Source organism: Janthinobacterium sp. C22 (assembly GCF_057919405.1).
This window is the reverse complement of record NZ_CP193659.1, coordinates 1,639,769-1,658,878: the sequence shown is the minus strand read 5'-3', so window position 1 is coordinate 1,658,878 and position 19,110 is coordinate 1,639,769. Positions and strand designations below refer to the sequence as shown.

The window sequence follows — 19,110 nt, the reverse complement described above, 5'->3', positions numbered from 1 at the left end:
GGCAAGGCCCCGCGTAATCCGACAACATCGTTAGCGCTTGTGAAGGCGTCGGGTTACGCCACGCCGTCGGCCAGCAAGCGCCCCACCTCCGCCAGCAATTCCTCTTCCTGGAACGGCTTGCCGAAATACGCATTCACGCCCAGCTCGAATGCATGCGCGCGGTGCTTGTCGGCGCTGCGCGAGGTGATCATGATGACGGGGATGGCGCGCGTCTTGTCGTCGCTGCGCACATTGCGCGTCAAATCAAAACCGTCCATGCGCGGCATTTCCACGTCGACCAGCAACAGCGCCGGCATGGCAGCCGGTTCCAGCGCATGCAGCTGCTCCAGCGCGTCGAGGCCATCCTTGGCCAGCAGCACCTGGTAGCCTTCGCGCTCGAACAGGCGCTGCATCACGCGGCGCACCGTCAGCGAATCGTCGACCACCATCACGCGCACGGCAGGCGCGGCCAGCGCGCTGGAAGCGGCATGCTGCTCGCTGCTGGCCAGCGCATACTGCGACAGCAGTTCCGGATGATGCTCGAGGTGCTGCGCCAGCGCCACCGGATTGAGGATCAGCACGATGTCGCCCGTGCCCAGCACCGTGGCGCCGGCGATGCCCGGCATGCGCGCCAGTTGCGGGCCCACGTGCTTGACCACGACCTCGCGGTTGCCCACCACGTCATCGACCTGCAAGGCCAGCCTGTCGTTGCCATTCCTCAGCAGCAGCACGGGCGCATGACGCTGCGTGGCCTGCGCCGCCGGCGTCTCGCCCAGCATGGCCGACAGGTGATGCAGCGCCAGCGACTGCCCGTGCGACTCGATGCGCCCGGCCGCCCGCACCTGCTCCAGCTGTTCGCCTTTCAGGTGCAGCACCTGCTCCACCAGCACCGACGGCAAGGCATACGTCTTGCCGTTCGCCGCCAGCAGCACCACTTGCGTGACGGCCAGGGTCAGCGGCAGGTGGATGGTGAAGCGCATGCCCAGGCCCGCATGCGTCAGCGTTTCCACGCGCCCGCCCAGGGCCAGCGCTTCGGAGCGCACGATGTCCATGCCAACACCGCGTCCAGCCAGTTCCGTCAGGCTGTCGGCGGTGGAAAAGCCCGGCGTGAAAATCAACTCGGCCGCCTGCGCGTCGGTCAGCGGCGCGTCCGTCGCCACCAGGCCGGCGCCGTGCGCCTTGGCGCGGATGCGTTCCAGGTCCAGTCCCGCCCCATCGTCGGAAAAGGCGATCGCCACCTCATTGCCCTGCTGGCTGACCTGCACCAGCAGCTCGCCCGTCTCGCTCTTGCCGGCGGCCAGGCGCGCATCGCGCGGCTCGACGCCGTGCACGATGGCGTTGCGCAGCAGGTGTTCGAAGGGCGCGGCCATGCGTTCGAGCACGCTGCGGTCGATTTCCACGCCGCCGCCGCGGATGTCGAGGTTGACCCGCTTGTCGACTTCCTTGGCGCTTTGCCGCGCCACGCGGAACAGGCGTTCGGCGATGCTGGCAAACGGCACCATGCGGATCTGCATCAGGTCGCGCTGCAGCTCGCGCGTCAGCCGTGCCTGCAGCACCAGGTCGTCCGTCACCGCATCGACGCTGTGGCTGAGGTTTTCGTGGAACGAGGCCACGTCGTTGACGCTTTCGGCCATCATGCGCGTGAGTTCCTGCAGGCGCGTAAAGCGATCGAATTCGAGCGGGTCGAATTCGCGCTCGCTGCCGACGGCCATACGCGAGGCGATCTGCGATTCGGCCTGCATTTCCACTTCGCGCAGCTGGCGCCGCAGGCGCGCCAGGTTGTCGGAAAACTCGGACAGCGAAGCGCCCAGCACGCCCACTTCATTTTCCATCTTCGAGCGCGTGATCGACACTTCGCCGGCCTGGTTCACCAGGCGGTCGAGGATATCGGCGCGCACGCGCACCAGCGCCGCCTTCGGTTCGGTCACCGGCGTGTCTTCCATGCCCGGCAAGGGCAGCAAGGGCTGCTGCAACTGCTCGAACAGGTGCTGCGCATGGTCGTAGTGGGCCAGCAATTCCTCGAAGGCTTGCGGCGTGGCGGTGCCCGCGTGCAGCATGTTTTCGATATGCGTCTCGATTTCATGCGCATGCTGGCCCAGGCGCATGGCGCCGGCCATGCGCGCGCTGCCCTTGACGGTGTGCAGGGTGCGCAGCAGCATCTGCGCCTGGCCGCTGTCGTGCGGCTGCTGCTGCCAGCTGCGCAGCGCCTCGCCGATCTGCGGCAGCAGGTCGGCGCCCTCTTCCAGGAAGACGGACAACAGATCGAGGTCGAGTTCATCGCTGATGCCGGCACTCGCCGCCAGCAGCGCGGCCGCATCGGCCGGCATGATGGCGGGCGCCGGCGCTTCCGGCGCCGCATGCTCCAGCGGCGGCGCGTGCTCGAAGCCGGCGTCGAACAGGTCGTCGCTGGCGCCGCTGTCCTGCGCCGGTTGCGGCGCCGGCACTTCGGCGGCCTCCGGCTGCAGCGCGTCGGCGACGATGCTCTCATACGTCGCCTCGAACAGGGTCTCGAGCTGCGGTACAGGGACTTCGGAAAGCGGCGCGGCGGGCTGCGCCGGCATACCGACGATGCTGGCATACGCGGCCGCAAACAGGGCGTCGAGCCGGTCTTCCCGGCTCTCGCCGGGCGGCGCCGTCAAGGCGCGCCACAGGGTGTTGAGCGCTTCGATCATGTCCGGCTGCGATGGCGCCAGGTCGCCCAGCGCGAACGCCTGCAGCATTTGCCCGATGCGCTGCGTGGCCTGCTCCAGCACGTCGTGCTGGGCTTCCTGCAGGCCGGCCAGCGGCGGCACCACCGTTTCGATCACCGTCTCGAGCGCGTGCGCCAGGTCGCGCAGGGACTGGAAGCCGACCGTGCCGGACGTCCCGGCCAGCGTATGCACGGCTTGCAGCGCCTCCGCGCTGACGGCGCGCTGTTCATGGCGCCACTCGCCGAAGTCGCGCGTCAGCACGCGCAGCAATTCATCCGTCTCGGCCAGGTAGATGTTGTACAAGGGTAGGCTGATGCGCAGTTCGCCCACGTGCTTGAGGTGATCGTCAGGCGCTTCGTGCAGCGCGGGCGCCGTGGCCAAGGGAAGTCCGATCACATTGCCATTGCTGGCCATGGGCGCGGCCGATGCCGGGCGAGGCTTGCGCAGTTCGAACGGTCCGCCTTCGCGCACGCGCTCGGCCGCCGCAAGCAGCATGCCGGCCTCCCGCTCGCGCCCCGCGCCGCCTTCCAGTTCGGCCACCCATTCGCTGAGCTGGTACCAGCCGTAATTGAGCAAGGTAAACAAGTCGTCGCTGACGGGGCGCGCCTCGGCCAGCCAGGTATTCATGACGCGCTCGACGGCGCCGGCCGCTTCGGCAAACTGCGCCAGGCCGATCATGCGGCTGCTGCCTTTCAGCGTATGGAACGAGCGGCGCAGCATGGCCAGGTGGTCGCCGCTGGCGGCCTGCTCGCGCGGCAGGGCCAGCGTGGTGTCGACAAAGGCCAGCACTTCGCGCGCTTCGGCGATGAAGATGTCGAGCATCTGCGCGTCGACGTCGGTCACCGCCGGCGCGGCATCCATGCCGGCAGGCGCGGCGGGCGCCAGCGCCTGGTCGAGCAAGGGCACGGGCACGGCGCCGGCGGCGGCGACTTTTTCAAATGGCAGGGCGCGGAAGGTGCCGGCGGCCGCATCGAAATGGAAACGCCCGCTGGCCGCCTGTGCATTGCGGCCCAGCATATCGACAAAAAAGCCCAGCGCGCTGACATTTTGCGCGATCTCGTCGAGCGCCGCGGCGTGCGACTCCGCATTGGCGTGCGCATCGGTGTCGCCGCCGGCCAGCTGCCGCACGGCCGCATCGACCTGCAGCACGGCGGCGCGTGCGTCGTCCTGTCCCAGTCCGGCCAGCTGCCGCTGCAACTGCTCCAGCACGGGCGCGACGCCATCGAGTGCCCCCGCCGTCCCCGCACCCACTGCATCCGCGTAGTAGGCGTTGAGCACCTTTTCCACCTGGCGCAGCCCTGTCTTCATGTCCTCGGCCAGCGCGGCCACGGTCTGGCCCTGCTCGATCTGGCGCGACAGCTCGCCCGCCGTGACGGGCGGCGGCGCTTCGCCGGCCAGCAGCGCCTGCAGGCGCGCGGCGATGGTTTCCGCATTGCCGGCGAAATCGTCGGGCAGGCGGCGCAGCTGCGCCAGGCCCGTGTCGGCAAACAGCAGGGCCATGCCGATTTCATTTTCCAGGGCCGCGCTGCGCCCGCTGGTGACGGCTTGCCGCGCCACGGCCGCGCACTCGCGCAGCAGGCTGGCCAGGGCCGGCTGCTTCAGGGTCTCCACGTGTGCCGCCACTTCTTGCAGCGATGCGTCGAAATCCGTGCCCAGGACTGGATCGAGGTCGGCTTGCGCCAGGCGGCTCCAGCTGGCGCGCGCCTGCGCCAGGGCCGTGCGCGCGCCTTGCCAGGCATCCTGGTCGACCTGGCCGTAGCGCCGCGCTTCCACGTCGGCGGGCAGCATGCCGTCCAGGGCGAACGCGGTGCGCAACTGGCGTGCCTCCGGCGTCGGTTCGCGTGCGGCGGCGATGAAGAACAGGGCGTCGCGCAGCATCGCTTCGGGCAGGCTGGCCGTGCCCTGCGCCAGGCGGCGCAATTGCAGGTTGATCAGGCCGAACAGCTGTTTGACGTTGAGCGTGCCCATGCCCTCGCCGCTGGCCGCCAGCCCCGCGAACGCCTGCATGGCGAACCAGAAGGTGCGTGCCGGCGCTTCCTGCTGCGCGTCGGCCACCAGGGTCAAGGTGGCGTGCAGGTCGCCCGCGTGCTGGCGCCGCGCCGCGTCATCCTGCGCCTTCAGGAAGGGCAGCAGGGATTTTTCAAAGCGTCCGCGCCAGGCAGGATAGTCCGCCACGGGCGGCGTGTCGGCCAGCGCGATGGCCTGCCCTTCCAGCATCGCGGAGGGCGGGAAAAACAGGTCGGCCGGGTGGATGCGCTCGGCGCCCAGCATGGTTTGCAGGTCGCGGTAATAGGGGAACAAGCGCGCCGGCTGCGGCGGCGTGCCGGCCACCAGGTCTTCCAGGTATTCGGTCAATGCCTGATACAGTGCGGCGACGACTTGCGCATGGTCGAGCGTGTATTCGAGGCTGCCGTCGCGAAAGCGCGCCAGCGCCCGTTCCGCGCCGTCCGTCAGCAGGCTGGCGCCGGCCACGTCCACCATCATCAGCGCGCCATGCGCCTGGTGCAGGTGCGAGCGCGCGTGCTGCAGGGCCGTGGCGCGTTCCTCGCGCTCGCGGCCGCCCGCCTCGAACAGGGCTGTTTTCGAGCGGCCCAGGGCTTCGCGGATTTCCACCATCACCCACGACAAAGGTTCGCTGTCGAATGGCTTGGACTGCTGTGGACTATCAGGTGTGCTCATGCATGCCTCGGTAAGGAATTCGCCCTGGACTGGCGCGGCGTTCAGGCGGCGACGCGGAAGCGCGACACCGAATTTTTCAGTTCCTGCGCCAGCATCGAGAGTTTATGGATCGATTGCGCCGTTTGCTGCGTGCCATCCTGGGTCTGCTCCGTCACGCTCAGGATATGCTGGATATTCAAGGCCACGCCGCTGGCCGAACCGGCCTGCGTGCCGGTGGCGAACGAGATGCCCTGGATCAGTTCGGCCAGGTGCTTCGACACCTGGCTGATGTCGTTCAAGGCGGCGCCGGCCGCGTCGGACAGGCGCGCGCCCTCGACCACGCCCTGCGTGGACGTTTCCATCGCCCGCGTCGCATCCTGGGTGTCGGCCTGGATGGTGCGCACCAGCGCGCCGATCTGCTTGGCGGCCGCCGCCGAGCGTTCGGCCAGGCGCTGCACCTCCTCGGCGACGACGGAAAAGCCGCGCCCCGCCTCGCCGGCCGATGCGGCCTGGATGGCGGCGTTCAGCGCCAGCACGTTGGTCTGCTCGGTGATGTCGGAAATGAGTTCGGTGATTTCACCGATTTCCTGCGACGATTCGCCCAGGCGCTTGATGCGCTTCGAGGTATCCTGGATCTGCTCGCGGATTTCATGCATGCCCTTGATGGCGTTTTCCACCGCCGTCGAACCCTGCTGCGCCGCCGCCACCGACTGGCGCGCCACATCGGCCGAGACGCTGGCCGACTTCGACACGTCGGTAATCGCATTGGCCATCTTGACCACGGTGGCGCTGACGCCCTGGATTTCGCGCGACTGCTGCTGCGATGCGATCAGCAGCTTGCTGGAGATGCTTTGCGCCTGCGTCGAGGCACGGTTGACCTGTTCGGCCGTCGCCGTCACCCTCCCCACCAGGCCGCGCAATTCCTCGACCGTGTAGTTGACGGAATCGGCGATGGCGCCCGTGATGTCTTCCGACACGGTGGCCTGTACCGTCAGGTCGCCATCGGCGACCTTCTGCAATTCGTTCATCAGGCGCAGGATGGCCGCCTGGTTCTGCTCATTCCTGGACTTCGCCGCTTCCTCTTTTTCCTGCGACTGGAGGCGCAGGATTTCCGCTTCCTGGCGCCGCCGCTCGGCGTCGCGCGTGCGGTTGACGGAGTCCTGCAGCAGCACGCGGCCGATGCCGGCGGCCGCGATCAGGGTCAGCAACACGCCGCCGACCATCATCCAGAAGGCGACGCCCAGGGTTTCCTGGTTCACGTGGTACATCTGCTGCAGCAGGGTCAAACGCTGGCGCAGGTCTTCGTTCTCGTTGAAGATCAGCTGTTCGGCGCTTTTCGCGGAGCTGAATTTGTCGAGCCGGTCGAGTATCGACGACACCAGCTTCTGGTAAGTGTCGAAACTGGCCTTCAGCGCCACCAGCCGGTCGCGCAATTCGGCGTCGCGCGTGGGCGTCAGTTGCAGCGACACGCTGCCATTCAACAGGCCTTCGACGGCAGTACGGAAATACGTCGTGTCGCGCCCCAGCGAAAACGCCGTTTCCGAGCTGATGCTGCCTGACGACAGGAACTCGCTGGCGCTGCGGCTCATGCGCTGGCTCAGCATCATCAGGCGGCCGATGACGGCCAGATCGCGCGCATTGCCGCCGCGCTGCACCTTCAGCGCCGCGACTTCCTCGGTCTGCGCCAGCAGCGCCGGCGACAGCGCGTTCAATTGCTGCAAGGTCCTGTCGAATTCGCCCAGCTCCGTTTTCAGGCGCAGGATGGTGCTGGCCGCACGGTCGCTGCTGGCCCACTTCTTGCGCGCGTCGGCCACGGCCGCCAGCAGGGCGGAACGCGACTCGCCGATATCGCGCCCGTGATACGTCCCGCCGCGCAGCATCAGGCGGAAATCCTGGTTCAGTTCATTGCGGCTTTCCTCGAGCTGGCGGAAGGCTTCCGGATTGCCTTGCACGGCGTTCGGCGCGGCCTTGCCGATGCGCTGCGAATGCATCAGCGCATCGCTGGCCAGCTGCGTCTGCGCCGAGGCGATATTGCCGCTGCGCGTATTGAGGCCGACGAACAGCAGACTGGCGGCCAGGCTCAGGGCCATCACCGTCGACAGGATGCTCAGCTGCTTTTGCAGCGGAAAATGGCCGATCAGCGGCAGCTTCCAGTCCCCGGCCGGCGCGCTGGCCAGCGACTTGCGCCGCCCCAGCGCGTCGCGCAGGCGCAGCGGCAGGTCGGCCGCAGATGCCGGCTCCCCGGGCGCGTGCTCCGCTTCGGGCATGCCGGCCGCCAGGATGGGAGAATGGGCGCCCATCAGCAAATGTCCTTGTGGAGGGCCGGGCCGCCAAAACCGGCATCGAGGAAGCGTTCCGCTTGCGCCAGCTGCGCCAGGTCCAGGCGCAGCCATTGCTGCCCTTCGCTGTCGCGCAGCGCCTGCGCCGCCCACGACGGCGGGGCATCCGGCAAGGAGACGGGCTGCATCGCGCGCAGCTGGCGCAAGCCCAGCACGCGCTCGACCAGCAATGCGCAATTGAGGCCCAGGCGGGGTGAAAACGTGATGATGCGGCAGTGATTGCCGGGCGCGCAAGCCGGTTCGCCCATGTAGCGGGCCAGGTCGACGACCCCCGTCAGGCGTCCGCGCATGGCCGCCAGGCCCAGGTACCAGTCCTGCGCCAACGGCACGCCCTGGATCTGCACACCGGCGGCAATGACGATTTCACCGAGCTGCGTCAGGTCGAGCAGGCAGGGGCGGCCACCGAGCATCACGCCCAGTTCCTTGCGCGCCGCCAGTGCGCCGCTGCGCGCTGCCTGTATCCGCTCGATCAATTGCAGCTGGTACTGGCGCAAGCGCCCCTGCCGCGCGCCCGCCTCAAAAGATGGCATGGCGGCAGCGGCAGGCGGAAAGGCCGCTGTGGACACGCCGTGACCTGGCATCGTGTGCATGCTCAGGAAAGCGCGGCGATCTTGGCCAGCAGCTCGGCTTCCACCACCGGCTTGACCAGGTAATCGCGCGCGCCCTGGCGCAAGCCCCAGATGCGGTCCGTTTCCTGGCTCTTGCTGGAGCAGATAATCACCGGCACGTCCTGCAGTTCGGGATCGCGCGCGATGGCGCGCGTGATCTGGAAGCCATTCGCACCGGGCATCACCACGTCCATCAGGATCAGGTCGGGCCTGGCCTCTTTGAGTTGCGCCAGCGCGTCGGCGCCGTCCTGCGCCGTGAGGACGGCATAACCGGCACGCACCAGCATCTCGCTCAGGTAGTAGCGTTCTGTCGGCGAGTCATCGACGATCAGAATTGTGTGTATGGCCATCTGTTTCCTTGCTGCGTTGTCAATCAATAAAAACACTTACTCAAAATGCCCAGCCAGGTGCAGCCGCACGGCCTCCAGCAGCGCCTCGCGCGCCAGCGGCTTGGCCAGGCAGGCGCTGGCGCCTGCCATGGCGCCGCGCGCGCGGTCGAACAAGCCTTCCTTCGACGACAGCATCAGCACCGGCGTGGCGTGATACGCCGCGCTGGCCTTGATCAGCGCACAGGTGCGGTAGCCGTCCAGGCGCGGCATCACGATGTCGCACACGATCAGCGCCGGCTGGCAGTCGGCGATCTTGGCCAGGGCCTCGAAGCCGTTTTCCGCCACCACCACGCGGTAACCGGCCTCGCCCAGTATCTTCGCGGCCGCGCTGCGTATCGTCGCGCTGTCGTCGATGACGAGTATCGTGGCGCTGGCGCACACGGCACCGGACGGCGCCTCGGGCGGGAAGGGACGCGTCATGTGATTATTCGACAATCTTTCATACCATAGCACAGGCGGCCGCGATACCTGCGTGCGACAGCGGCATCCCGTGGACCTGATTGACTACAGCGCCACCATCTCGAAATCATCCTTGCGCGCACCGCATTCAGGGCAGGTCCAGTTCATCGGAACATCGGCCCAACGCGTGCCCGGAGCGATGTCTTCGTCGGGCAAGCCGGCCGCTTCATCATAAACCCAGCCGCAAATAAGACACATCCACGTTTGGAATTGCTGCGTTGTTTCGTTGCTACTCACGTTCTGCCACCCTTCAATCAAGTAAAATGCTGAATTAGGTATCTTAATCTACCCGCCGTGCAAAACCAAACTTCTCCCCTCATATTAAGCTTCGGCGTGTCCGATCCGGTCGGCGCGATCGGCATCCAGGCCGATCTGGCCACGTTTTCAGCCTTCGGCTGCCATGGCCTGTCGGTCACCACGGGCCTGCTGATCAGCGATACGGCGCGCGTGGAAGACGTGCAGGCGGTCGACCCGGACTGGGTTTCCGACCAGGCGCGCGTGCTGCTGGAAGACATGTCCGTCGCCGCCATCAAGATCGGCGCGCTTGGCAGCGTGGAAAACGTCACGGCCATCGCCGAAATCGTCTCCGACTATCCGAACGTGCCGCTGATCCTCGACCCCTTCATCTCGGCGCTGCCGGAACAGGGCATGGACGACGAAGACATCCTCACGGCCGTGCGCCAGTTGCTGATCCCGCAAACGACACTGCTGGTGCTCTCGCCGGTGGAGCTGGAGCGCCTGGCCGAGACCTGGCGCGATGCCGATCCGGACGACACCCTGCAAAACGACGTCGACTACCTGGTGGCCCTGGGCTGCGAATACGTGCTCGTCACCGGCATGCCGGCCGACGCCAGCAAGTCCGGCACGGGCGAAGGCAAGCTGCGCGCCAATACCCTGTTCGGCGAGGACGGCGTGGTACGCCACGACGAATGGCAGCACCTGCCGGGCATCTTCAACGGCGCCGGCAGCACCCTGTCTGCGGCGGCCACCGCCCTGCTGGCCCTGGCGGCAAACGAAGACGACGTGCCGCAGGTAGTCGTGGCGGCGCAGGAATTCACGGCCGGCGCGCTGGCCCACGCGCAGCGCCATGGCATGGGCAAGCTGGTGCCGAACCGCCTGTTCCGGCAGCAGCGCCAGCGCGGCGCCCAATAATCCCGTCCACACAAACACAGACGACACAGACAACGATCCACTCTCAAGGCACGATTATCATGACGACGACTTCACAGAACGACATCCTGTTTGCCCGCGCACAAAAAACCACGCCAGGCGGCGTCAACTCGCCCGTGCGCGCCTTCCGCTCCGTCGGCGGCACGCCACGCTTCATCACGCGCGCCGAAGGCCCGTATTTCTGGGACGCGGACGGCAAGCGCTATATCGACTATATCGGCTCCTGGGGCCCGGCCATCGTCGGCCACGCCCACCCGGAAGTGGTGAAAGCGGTGCAGGATGCGGCCGCGCTGGGCCTGTCGTTCGGCGCGCCGACCGAAGGCGAAGTGCTGATGGCCGAGGAAATCACGCGCCTGGTGCCGTCGATCGAGCAGGTGCGCCTGGTGTCGTCGGGCACGGAAGCGACCATGAGCGCCCTGCGCCTGGCGCGCGGCGCCACGGGACGCGACAAGATCGTCAAGTTCGAAGGCTGCTACCACGGCCACGCCGATTCGCTGCTGGTCAAGGCGGGCAGCGGCCTGCTCACCTTCGGCAACCCGACCTCGGCTGGCGTGCCGGAAGATTTTGTGAAGCACACCCTGGTGCTCGACTATAACAACGTGGAACAGCTGAAGGACGCCTTCGACAGCTTCGGCGCGGAAATCGCCTGCGTCATCGTCGAACCGGTGGCCGGCAACATGAACCTGGTGAAAGCCACGCCAGAATTCCTGCAGGCGATGCGCGAGCTGTGCACGCAGCACGGCGCCCTGCTCATTTTCGATGAAGTCATGTGCGGCTTGCGCGTGGCCCTGGGCGGCGCGCAGGCGCTGTACGGCATCCAGCCCGACCTCACCGCGCTGGGCAAGGTGATCGGCGGCGGCATGCCGGTGGCGGCCTTCGGCGGCAGCGCGGCGCTGATGCACAACATGGCGCCGCTGGGTGCCGTCTACCAGGCCGGCACCTTGTCCGGCAACCCGGTCGCCGTGGCGGCCGGCATGGCCACCCTGAAACTGATCCAGCAGCCGGGCTTCTACGAGCGGCTGGGCGCCACGGCCAAGCGCCTGGCCGAAGGCCTGACCGCTGCCGCCAAGGAGGCGGGCGTGGTCTTCTGCGCCGACTACATCGGCGGCATGTTCGGCATCTATTTCAGCGCAACGCCGCCGACCAGCTACGCGGAAATGATGGCGGGCGACCGCAGCAAGTTCAACGCCTTCTTCCATGCCATGCTGGACGAAGGCGTGTACTTCGCGCCAGCCGCTTTCGAGGCGGGCTTCGTCTCGGCGCAGCACGATGACGCCGTCATCGACGCCACCATCGCCGCCGCGCGCAAGGTGTTTGCCACTCTGGCCTAAGCACCTGTCTGCCTGAACACGCAGCGGCCCGCCTGGCCGCTGCGTTTCCCCCTCCCCGCCACACCGCCGCGTTATTGCTCAACAACATTTGACGCAATGCACAAAATTTGACCTTGAGTCATCTCCGGCCATGTAAATGCAAAAAAAGTATCGGTTTTATCACATGTAATCGGTAGCACCGTCCGGCTCGCCTGCATAGAATGGGGACATAAACCAATAACACGCCCGGCCGGCAGCATGGCTGGAGCGCACGGTAACCCCAGCAGGAGACACGCCATGACACGCATCCGCCTTGCCGCCACGCCCCATTCCCGCCGCGCTGTTCCACGCCTCGCCTGAACCGCGCGGAGCCCGCCATGCATCCCGATCTCGAAGTCGTCTGCGTGCCCGCCGATGAATCGTTTACAGCCTGGTCGCACGGCTACCCCTACCGCACCGTGCGCTGGCACTTTCATCCCGAATATGAAATCCAGCTGATCACCGACACCCGCGGCAAGTACTTCGTCGGCGACTATATCGGCGATTTTGAACCGGGCAACCTGGTCATGTCCGGCCCCAACCTGCCGCATAACTGGGTCAGCGAGCTGCCCGATAACCAGCCGGTGCCGCAGCGCTGCCTGATCCTGCAATTCACGGCCGACTTCATGGCCAAGGCCATCGCCGCCTTCCCGGAATTGCAGCCGGTCGTGACCCTGCTGGGCGAATCGCGCAGCGGCCTGCTATTTACGCCGGAGACCGGCGCCGCCGCCCGGCCCCTGATGCAGGCATTGCTGGAAGCGCGCGGCTGCCGCCGGGTCATGCTGTTCCTGTCGCTGCTGGAGCTGCTGCTGCACGACAGCGAGCGCCGCAAGCTGTCCAGCCCCAGCTACCTGCCCGATCCGCACAGCTATATGACGTCGAAGATCAACCTGGCGCTGGCGTATATCGGCAAGAACCTGTCGACCGATCTGCGCGAATCGGAACTGGCCGAACTGATCGGACAAAACGTCAGTTCCTTTTCACGCTCGTTCAGCAAGCACACGGGAATTTCCTTTGTGCAATACGTGAACTTGCTGCGCATCAAGCTGTCCTGCGAAATGCTCAGCAACAGCGCCTTGAGCATCACGGATATCTGTTACCAGGTGGGTTTTAACAATCTGTCCAATTTCAACCGCCAGTTCCTCGCGCACAAGGGCATTTCACCGTCGAAATTCCGCCGCTACGACGGTTTGAAAACGGTGTCCCCAGGCGCCTGATTTCTCTTTTTTACGCTTCATGCCCCGGCAGCAGGCAAGGCAAGGCTGCCATGACACCCAAAATCCATACTAAAAACCAGGAGATGATGATGTTGAAAAGAAAATTGCTGGCCCTGTCCACGACCGCCCTGTGCGCCGCCAGCCTGTCCGTGAGCGCCAGCGCCGCGCCCTTGAAGGTCGGCATGTCCTTCCAGGAACTCAACAACCCATATTTCATTACCATGAAAAAGGCGCTGGAAGAGGCGGCCGCCAGCATCGGCGCCACGGTAGTGATCACCGATGCGCGCCATGACGTGGCGAAGCAGACCAGCGATGTGGAAGACATGATCCAGAAAAAGATCGACATCCTGCTGCTCAACCCCACCGATTCGGTCGGCATCCAGTCGGCCGTCAAGGCGGCCAAGGCGGCCGGCGTGATCGTTGTTGCCGTCGATGCGAATGCCAACGGCCCCGTCGATTCCTTCGTCGGCTCGAAAAATTTCAATGCAGGCCAGCTGGCCTGCACCTACCTGGCCAAGAGCCTGGACGGCAAGGGCGACGTGGCGATCCTCGACGGCATCCCCGTCGTGCCGATCCTGGAACGGGTGCGCGGCTGCAAGGATGCGCTGGCAGCCTTTCCTGGCATCAAGATCGTCAGCACCCAGAACGGCAAGCAGGAACGCGACCAGGCCTTGACGGTCACGGAAAACATCCTGCAGGCGCAGCCCAGGCTGAAAGGCATTTTCAGCGTCAACGATGGCGGCGCCATGGGCGCGCTGTCGGCCATCGAGGCGAGCGGCAAGGACGTGAAACTGACCAGCGTGGATGGCGCGCCGGAAGCCATCAAGGCGATGCTCAAGCCAAATTCCAAGTTCATCGCCACGGCCGCCCAGTACCCGCGCGACCAGGTGCGCCTGGCGCTGGCCATCGCCATGGCAAAGAAATGGGGCGCCAACGTGCCGGCGCAGGTACCGGTCGACGTCAAGCTGGTGGACAAGGTCGGCGCCAAGTCCTTCAGCTGGTAAGAGCAGCAGCCACCGTGCCTGCCCACTCCCGCGGCCTGGCTGCGGGAGCTTCATCGTTACTCCGGATCCCATCATGCAGACGATCTTGCAGCTACAAAACATCACCAAGGGTTTCCCCGGCGTGAAAGCCTTGAACGACATTAACCTGAGCATCCGCCAAGGCGAAATCCACGCCCTGCTCGGTGAAAATGGCGCCGGCAAATCGACCCTGATGAAAATTCTCAGCGGCATCTACCGGCCCGACGCAGGCAGTATCATGGTCGATGGCCAGCCCTGCGATTTTCACAGCTACAACGACGCCATCGCCGCCGGCATCGCCATCATCTTCCAGGAGTTTTCCCTGGTTCCCTACCTGAATGCGGTGGAAAACATCTTCCTGGGACGCGAGCAGACGAATGCCGTGGGCCTGCTGTCGAAAAAAGCCATGCGGCAGGAAGCGGCGGCCATCTTCGCGCGCCTGAACATCGAGATCGACCTGTCGGCCGAGGTCAGCCAGCTCAGCATCGCCCAGCAGCAGTTCGTGGAAATCGGCAAGGCCCTCTCGCTCAATGCCCGCATCCTGATCCTCGACGAACCGACGGCCACCCTGACGCCCAGCGAAGCAGGACACTTGTTTACCATCATGCGCGAACTGCGCCAGCAAGGCGTGGCGATGATCTTCATTTCGCATCACATGGAAGAGATCTTCGACGTGTGCGACCGCATCACCGTCCTGCGCGATGGCCAGTACGTGGGTATGACGGACGTGGCCGCCACCGATATCGGCCAGCTGGTGGAAATGATGGTGGGGCGCAAGCTGGAAGCGAACTTCCCCGCCAAGCCGGCGCGCGCCGCCTCGCCCACCATCGTGCTCGACGCCCGTGACGTGCGCCTGAGCAAGGATGGCCCCGCCAACAGCTTCCAGTTGCAGCAAGGCGAAATCCTCGGCTTTGCCGGCCTGGTCGGCTCCGGCCGCACGGAACTGGCGCTGGCCGTGATGGGCGCCCACCCGGCCTGGCACAAGGAGATCCGCGTCCACGGTAGACGCGCCAGCCTGCGCGATCCGACCGATGCCTTGCGGCACGGTATCGGCCTGTTGCCGGAGAGCCGCAAGACCGAAGGGCTGATCCTCGATTTCAACATCACGGAAAACATGTCCATCAATAACCTGGGGAAATACACGCGAGCGGGCCTGATACGGCGCCCGGCCGAGCTGGCCGCCACGCGGGCCATGATGGCCAAGGTGGGCGTCAAGGCACCCGGCCCGGGCACGCGCGTGGGCACCCTGAGCGGCGGCAACCAGCAGAAAGTGGTGATCGCCCGCTGGCTCAACCATCACTGCAAGATCCTCATCTTCGACGAGCCCACGCGCGGCATCGACGTGGGCGCCAAGGCGGAGATCTACCGCCTGATGCGCGCCCTCACCAGCGATGGCTATTCCATCATTTTGATTTCATCGGAACTGCCGGAAATCACCGGCATGTGCGACAGGGTCGCCGTGTTCAAGCAGGGCGCCATCGTGGCCATGCTCGAGGGCGCGTCCATTCACTCCAGCGAGGTAATGCGCCATGCAACAGCCGCTCAACACTGAACCCCTCGCGGCGCCACGCCGCGCCACCTCGCCCCTGTCAGCGAGGCGCCTGTGGGCCATGCTAAAGCAGTCGCCCGCCTTCCTGCCGCTGCTGGGCCTGGTGCTGGTGTCGGCCGCGATGGCGGCCACCACGGACCATTTCTTTTCCAGCGATAACCTGGTCAATATCGCCCGGCAAGTATCGATCAACGCCATCATCGCCGTCGGCATGACGTGTGCCATCCTCAGCGGCGGCATCGACCTGTCCGTCGGCTCCGTGATGGCGCTGACGGGCACCTTGACGGCGGGCCTGATGGTGGCCGGCCTGCCGCCCGGATTGGCCATCGCGGCCGGCCTGGCCGTGGGCATCGCCTTTGGCGTGGGCAATGGCTTCTTTGTCGCCTACGCCAAGATGCCGCCGATTATCGTCACCCTGGCCACCATGGGCATCGCGCGCGGGCTGGCCCTGCTGTACACGGGCGGCTACCCGATCAACGACTTGCCGGACTGGTTCGAATTCTTTGGCCGCGGCAATGTGCTGGGCGTGCAGACGCCGATCCTGGCCATGCTGCTGGTCTTCCTCGTCGCCTATGTGCTGCTCGACCATACGCCGCTGGGCCGCTATATCTACGCCATCGGCGGCAACGAGGAGGCGACGCGCCTGAGCGGCGTGCGCGTGGCGCGCTACAAGCTGCTGGTGTATGCCATCAGCGGCGGCACCGCCGCCATCGCGGGCCTGGTGCTCACGTCTCGCCTGATGAGCGGCCAGCCGAACGCCGGCATCGGCTTCGAACTGGACGCCATCGCCGCCGTCGTCATGGGCGGCACGGCCATCACGGGCGGGCGCGGCTCCATCGTCGGCACCCTGATCGGCGCCGTCATGCTCGGCGTACTGAATAACGGCCTGAACATGATGGGCGTCTCGCCCTACCTGCAAAACATCATCAAGGGCGTGATCATCCTGCTCGCCATTTACATCAGCCGCAACAGCAGCAAGCGCGCCTGACCACCACCTGACCACCCTTACCACCTGGAGCCTCCCATGAAGTACACCGAAGTCGAGATGCAAGCCGTCGTTTGCCACGGTCCGAAAGATTACCGCCTGCAAAAGATCACCCGCCCCAAGCCACGCCTGAACGAGTTGCTGATCCGCATCGCCGCCTGCGGCATCTGCGCCAGCGACTGCAAATGCCACTCGGGCGCCGCCATGTTCTGGGGCGGCGACGGCCAGCCGTCGTGGGTCAAGCCACCGGTGGTGCCCGGCCACGAATTCTTCGGCTACGTGGTCGAAGCGGGAGAAAACGGCGAGGAACACTTCGGCGTGAAAGTGGGCGACCGCATCATTGCCGAGCAGATCGTGCCTTGCGGCAAGTGCCGCTTTTGCAAATCGGGCAAATATTGGATGTGCGAAGTACACAATATCTTCGGCTTCCAGCGCGAAGTGGCCGATGGCGGCATGGCCGAATACATGCGCATCCCGCCTACGGCCCTCGTGCATAAGATTCCCGAGAGCATTTCGCTGGAAGACGCGGCCATCATCGAGCCGATGGCGTGCGCCATCCACACGGTCAACCGCGCCGAAGTGCAGCTCGACGACGTGGTGGTGATCGCCGGCGCCGGGCCGCTGGGCCTGATGATGGCGCAGATCGCGACCCTGAAGACGCCGAAAAAGCTGGTGGTGATCGACATGGTGCCGGAACGCCTGGCGCTGGCGCGCGAATACGGCGCCCACGTCACCATCAATCCCGCCACAGACGATGCGCTGGCCATCATCCACGGCTTGACGGACGGCTACGGCTGCGATGTGTATATCGAGACGACGGGCGTGCCGGCTGGCGTGACGCAGGGCTTGAACCTGATCCGCAAGCTGGGCCGCTTCGTCGAATTCAGCGTCTTCGGCAAGGAAACCAGCGCCGACTGGTCCATCATCGGCGACCGCAAGGAACTCGACGTGCGCGGCGCCCATCTGGGTCCGTATTGCTATCCGGTCGCCATCGACCTGCTGGAGCGGGGCCTGGTCACCTCGAAAGGCATCGTCACGCACGACTTTCCCCTGGAAGACTGGGAGCAGGCGTTCGCGCTGGCCAACTCGCTCGATTCCATCAAGGTATTGCTGAAACCAGCGCAACATTAACGGGGAAGCCGGCATGGATTACGTCATCGGTGTCGATATCGGCACGCAAAGCACCAAGGCCCTGCTCGTCACCAGCGGCGGCGCCATCGTGGCCCAGCATGCGCAGGGCTACCAGATCGACACGCCGCGTCCCCTGTGGGCCGAGCAATGGCCGGCCGTGTGGTATGACGCCGTCGTGACCTGCGTGCGGCAAGTGCTGCATGCCAGCGGCGTACCGGCCGAGCGCGTCAAGGCCATCTGCGTGAGCAGCCTGTATGGCGGCTCCGGCATTCCCGTCGATGCCGCCATGCAGCCGCTGCACCCGTGCCTGATATGGATGGACCGGCGCGCCACCGACGAGGTGGAATGGGTCAGGCAGCACGTCGACCTGGAGCGCCTGTACGCGGTCACCGGCAACGGTGTCGACAGCTATTACGGCTATACCAAGATGCTGTGGCTCCAGCGTCACCGCCCCGACGTGTGGGCCAACACACGCTACTTCCTGCCGCCAAACAGCTATATCAATTATCTGCTGACGGGAGAAGTGGCCGTCGACCATAGCTCGGCCGGCAATATCGGCGGCGTGTACGATTTGGCCGCGCGCAGCTGGTCGGCACCCATGCTGGAGGAACTCGGCATCCCCGCGCGCATGATGCCCGAACGCCTGGTCGACTCGTCCGACGTGGTGGGCGTCCTGCTGCCGCTGGCGGCCCAACAGCTGGGCTTGCTGGCCGGCACGCCCGTCATCGCGGGCGGGGTCGACGCGGCCGTGGCCACGTTCGCCGCCGGCGCCAGCCTCGCGGGCCAGCATGTGGCGATGATCGGCACGAGCATGTGCTGGGGCTATATCCACCAGCAGGTCGATGCGCGCCACGGCCTGATCAGCATGCCGCACGTGTTCAACAGCCAGTCCGACCTGTATGTGTTTGGCGGCGCCATCACGGCCGGCGCTTCCGTCAGCTGGTTCCGCGACGAATTTTGCCAGGCCGATGTGGAGGCGGCCAGACGTCTGGGCCATGCCGATGCGCACCAGTTGATGGATGAGCAGGCGCAAGCGGTACCGCCCGGCGCGGAAGGCGTGCTATTCCTGCCCTACCTGATGGGAGAGCGCAGCCCCATCTGGGATGCCAGGGCCAGCGGCGCCTTCCTGGGCCTGAGCCTGTACCACAGCCGTGCCCATCTGTACCGTGCCGTGCTCGAAGGCGTGAGTTTTGCCCTGAAACACAATATCGAGGCGGGCGCCAGGGGCACCGGCACGGTGGCGCTCGACGACAAGCTGATCGTCGTTGGCGGCGCCGCGCACTCGCTCCTGTGGATGCAGATCATTGCCGACATCACCGGCTATCCCGTCTACACCATCGCGGAAAACGTCGAGGCGGCACTGGGCGCGGCCTTGCTGGCGGCGCTGGGTGCCGGCCTGGTCAGCAAGGACGCGGCCCAGCGGGGCTGGGTCACCCTGGTGCCGCGCAGCAAACCGCAAGCGGACGCCAGCGAGGTCTACCGCCGCACCTTTGCCCTGTACCGCGATGCCTATCCCGCCTTGCAGCCCCTGATGCATCGCATCAACAACGCCAACCCAACTTGAG

General features: G+C 65.9%; 14 protein-coding genes. 8 read left to right on the top strand and 6 right to left on the bottom strand.

The genetic code is table 11. The features are described from left to right. Positions 1 to 53 precede the first annotated feature (53 nt). The 6 genes from ACRHIG_RS07600 to ACRHIG_RS07575 all read right to left on the bottom strand — a co-directional run bounded on the left by ACRHIG_RS07600 (position 54) and on the right by ACRHIG_RS07575 (position 9,320). Positions 54 to 5,348, bottom strand: coding sequence for an Hpt domain-containing protein (locus ACRHIG_RS07600; RefSeq protein ID WP_489629811.1), 5,295 nt, complete (start codon positions 5,346 to 5,348; stop codon positions 54 to 56). A 41-nt stretch (positions 5,349 to 5,389) separates the two neighbouring features. Continuing rightward, positions 5,390 to 7,627, bottom strand: coding sequence for a methyl-accepting chemotaxis protein (locus ACRHIG_RS07595; RefSeq protein WP_489629810.1), 2,238 nt, complete (start codon positions 7,625 to 7,627; stop codon positions 5,390 to 5,392). Next, on the bottom strand, positions 7,627 to 8,256 hold the full coding sequence (locus ACRHIG_RS07590) for a chemotaxis protein CheW (protein WP_489629809.1): 630 nt from the start codon (positions 8,254 to 8,256) through the stop codon (positions 7,627 to 7,629). The genes ACRHIG_RS07595 and ACRHIG_RS07590 overlap by 1 nt, the downstream gene beginning before the upstream one ends. Before the next feature lie 2 nt (positions 8,257 to 8,258). Further along, positions 8,259 to 8,624: a response regulator transcription factor gene (locus ACRHIG_RS07585; protein ID WP_070222135.1), complete on the bottom strand. Its 366-nt coding sequence runs from the start codon at positions 8,622 to 8,624 to the stop codon at positions 8,259 to 8,261. A gap of 36 nt (positions 8,625 to 8,660) precedes the next feature. Continuing rightward, the gene (locus ACRHIG_RS07580) at positions 8,661 to 9,083 is read right to left on the bottom strand and encodes a response regulator (RefSeq protein ID WP_489629808.1); all 423 of its coding nucleotides are present in this window, start codon (positions 9,081 to 9,083) and stop codon (positions 8,661 to 8,663) included. An 84-nt stretch (positions 9,084 to 9,167) separates the two neighbouring features. Beyond that, entirely contained in the window at positions 9,168 to 9,320 is a 153-nt protein-coding gene (locus ACRHIG_RS07575; protein ID WP_010401308.1) for a rubredoxin, read from the bottom strand. A 96-nt stretch (positions 9,321 to 9,416) separates the two neighbouring features. On the opposite strand from ACRHIG_RS07575, the gene thiD reads away from it, so the two are divergent. From thiD to ACRHIG_RS07535, 8 genes are all read left to right on the top strand, one after another. Continuing rightward, positions 9,417 to 10,274 (top strand): bifunctional hydroxymethylpyrimidine kinase/phosphomethylpyrimidine kinase, encoded by an 858-nt coding sequence (gene thiD, locus ACRHIG_RS07570; RefSeq protein ID WP_489629807.1) that lies wholly within the window; start codon positions 9,417 to 9,419, stop codon positions 10,272 to 10,274. Positions 10,275 to 10,333: 59 nt separating this feature from the next. Beyond that, positions 10,334 to 11,623, top strand: coding sequence for a glutamate-1-semialdehyde 2,1-aminomutase (gene hemL, locus ACRHIG_RS07565; protein WP_489629806.1), 1,290 nt, complete (start codon positions 10,334 to 10,336; stop codon positions 11,621 to 11,623). 356 nt (positions 11,624 to 11,979) lie between these two features. Continuing rightward, positions 11,980 to 12,858, top strand: coding sequence for an AraC family transcriptional regulator (locus tag ACRHIG_RS07560; protein ID WP_489629805.1), 879 nt, complete (start codon positions 11,980 to 11,982; stop codon positions 12,856 to 12,858). Between the two features lie 86 nt (positions 12,859 to 12,944). Further along, a complete protein-coding gene (locus tag ACRHIG_RS07555) occupies positions 12,945 to 13,862 on the top strand; it encodes an ABC transporter substrate-binding protein (RefSeq protein ID WP_489630765.1) in 918 nt (305 codons plus the stop codon). A gap of 73 nt (positions 13,863 to 13,935) precedes the next feature. Further along, positions 13,936 to 15,432, top strand: coding sequence for a sugar ABC transporter ATP-binding protein (locus ACRHIG_RS07550; RefSeq protein WP_489629804.1), 1,497 nt, complete (start codon positions 13,936 to 13,938; stop codon positions 15,430 to 15,432). Then, entirely contained in the window at positions 15,410 to 16,417 is a 1,008-nt protein-coding gene (locus ACRHIG_RS07545; RefSeq protein WP_489629803.1) for an ABC transporter permease, read from the top strand. The genes ACRHIG_RS07550 and ACRHIG_RS07545 overlap by 23 nt, the downstream gene beginning before the upstream one ends. Before the next feature lie 36 nt (positions 16,418 to 16,453). Further along, positions 16,454 to 17,545, top strand: coding sequence for an alcohol dehydrogenase catalytic domain-containing protein (locus ACRHIG_RS07540; RefSeq protein ID WP_489629802.1), 1,092 nt, complete (start codon positions 16,454 to 16,456; stop codon positions 17,543 to 17,545). A 13-nt stretch (positions 17,546 to 17,558) separates the two neighbouring features. After that, a complete protein-coding gene (locus tag ACRHIG_RS07535; protein ID WP_489629801.1) occupies positions 17,559 to 19,109 on the top strand; it encodes an FGGY-family carbohydrate kinase in 1,551 nt (516 codons plus the stop codon). The last annotated feature ends 1 nt before the right edge of the window (position 19,110 follow it).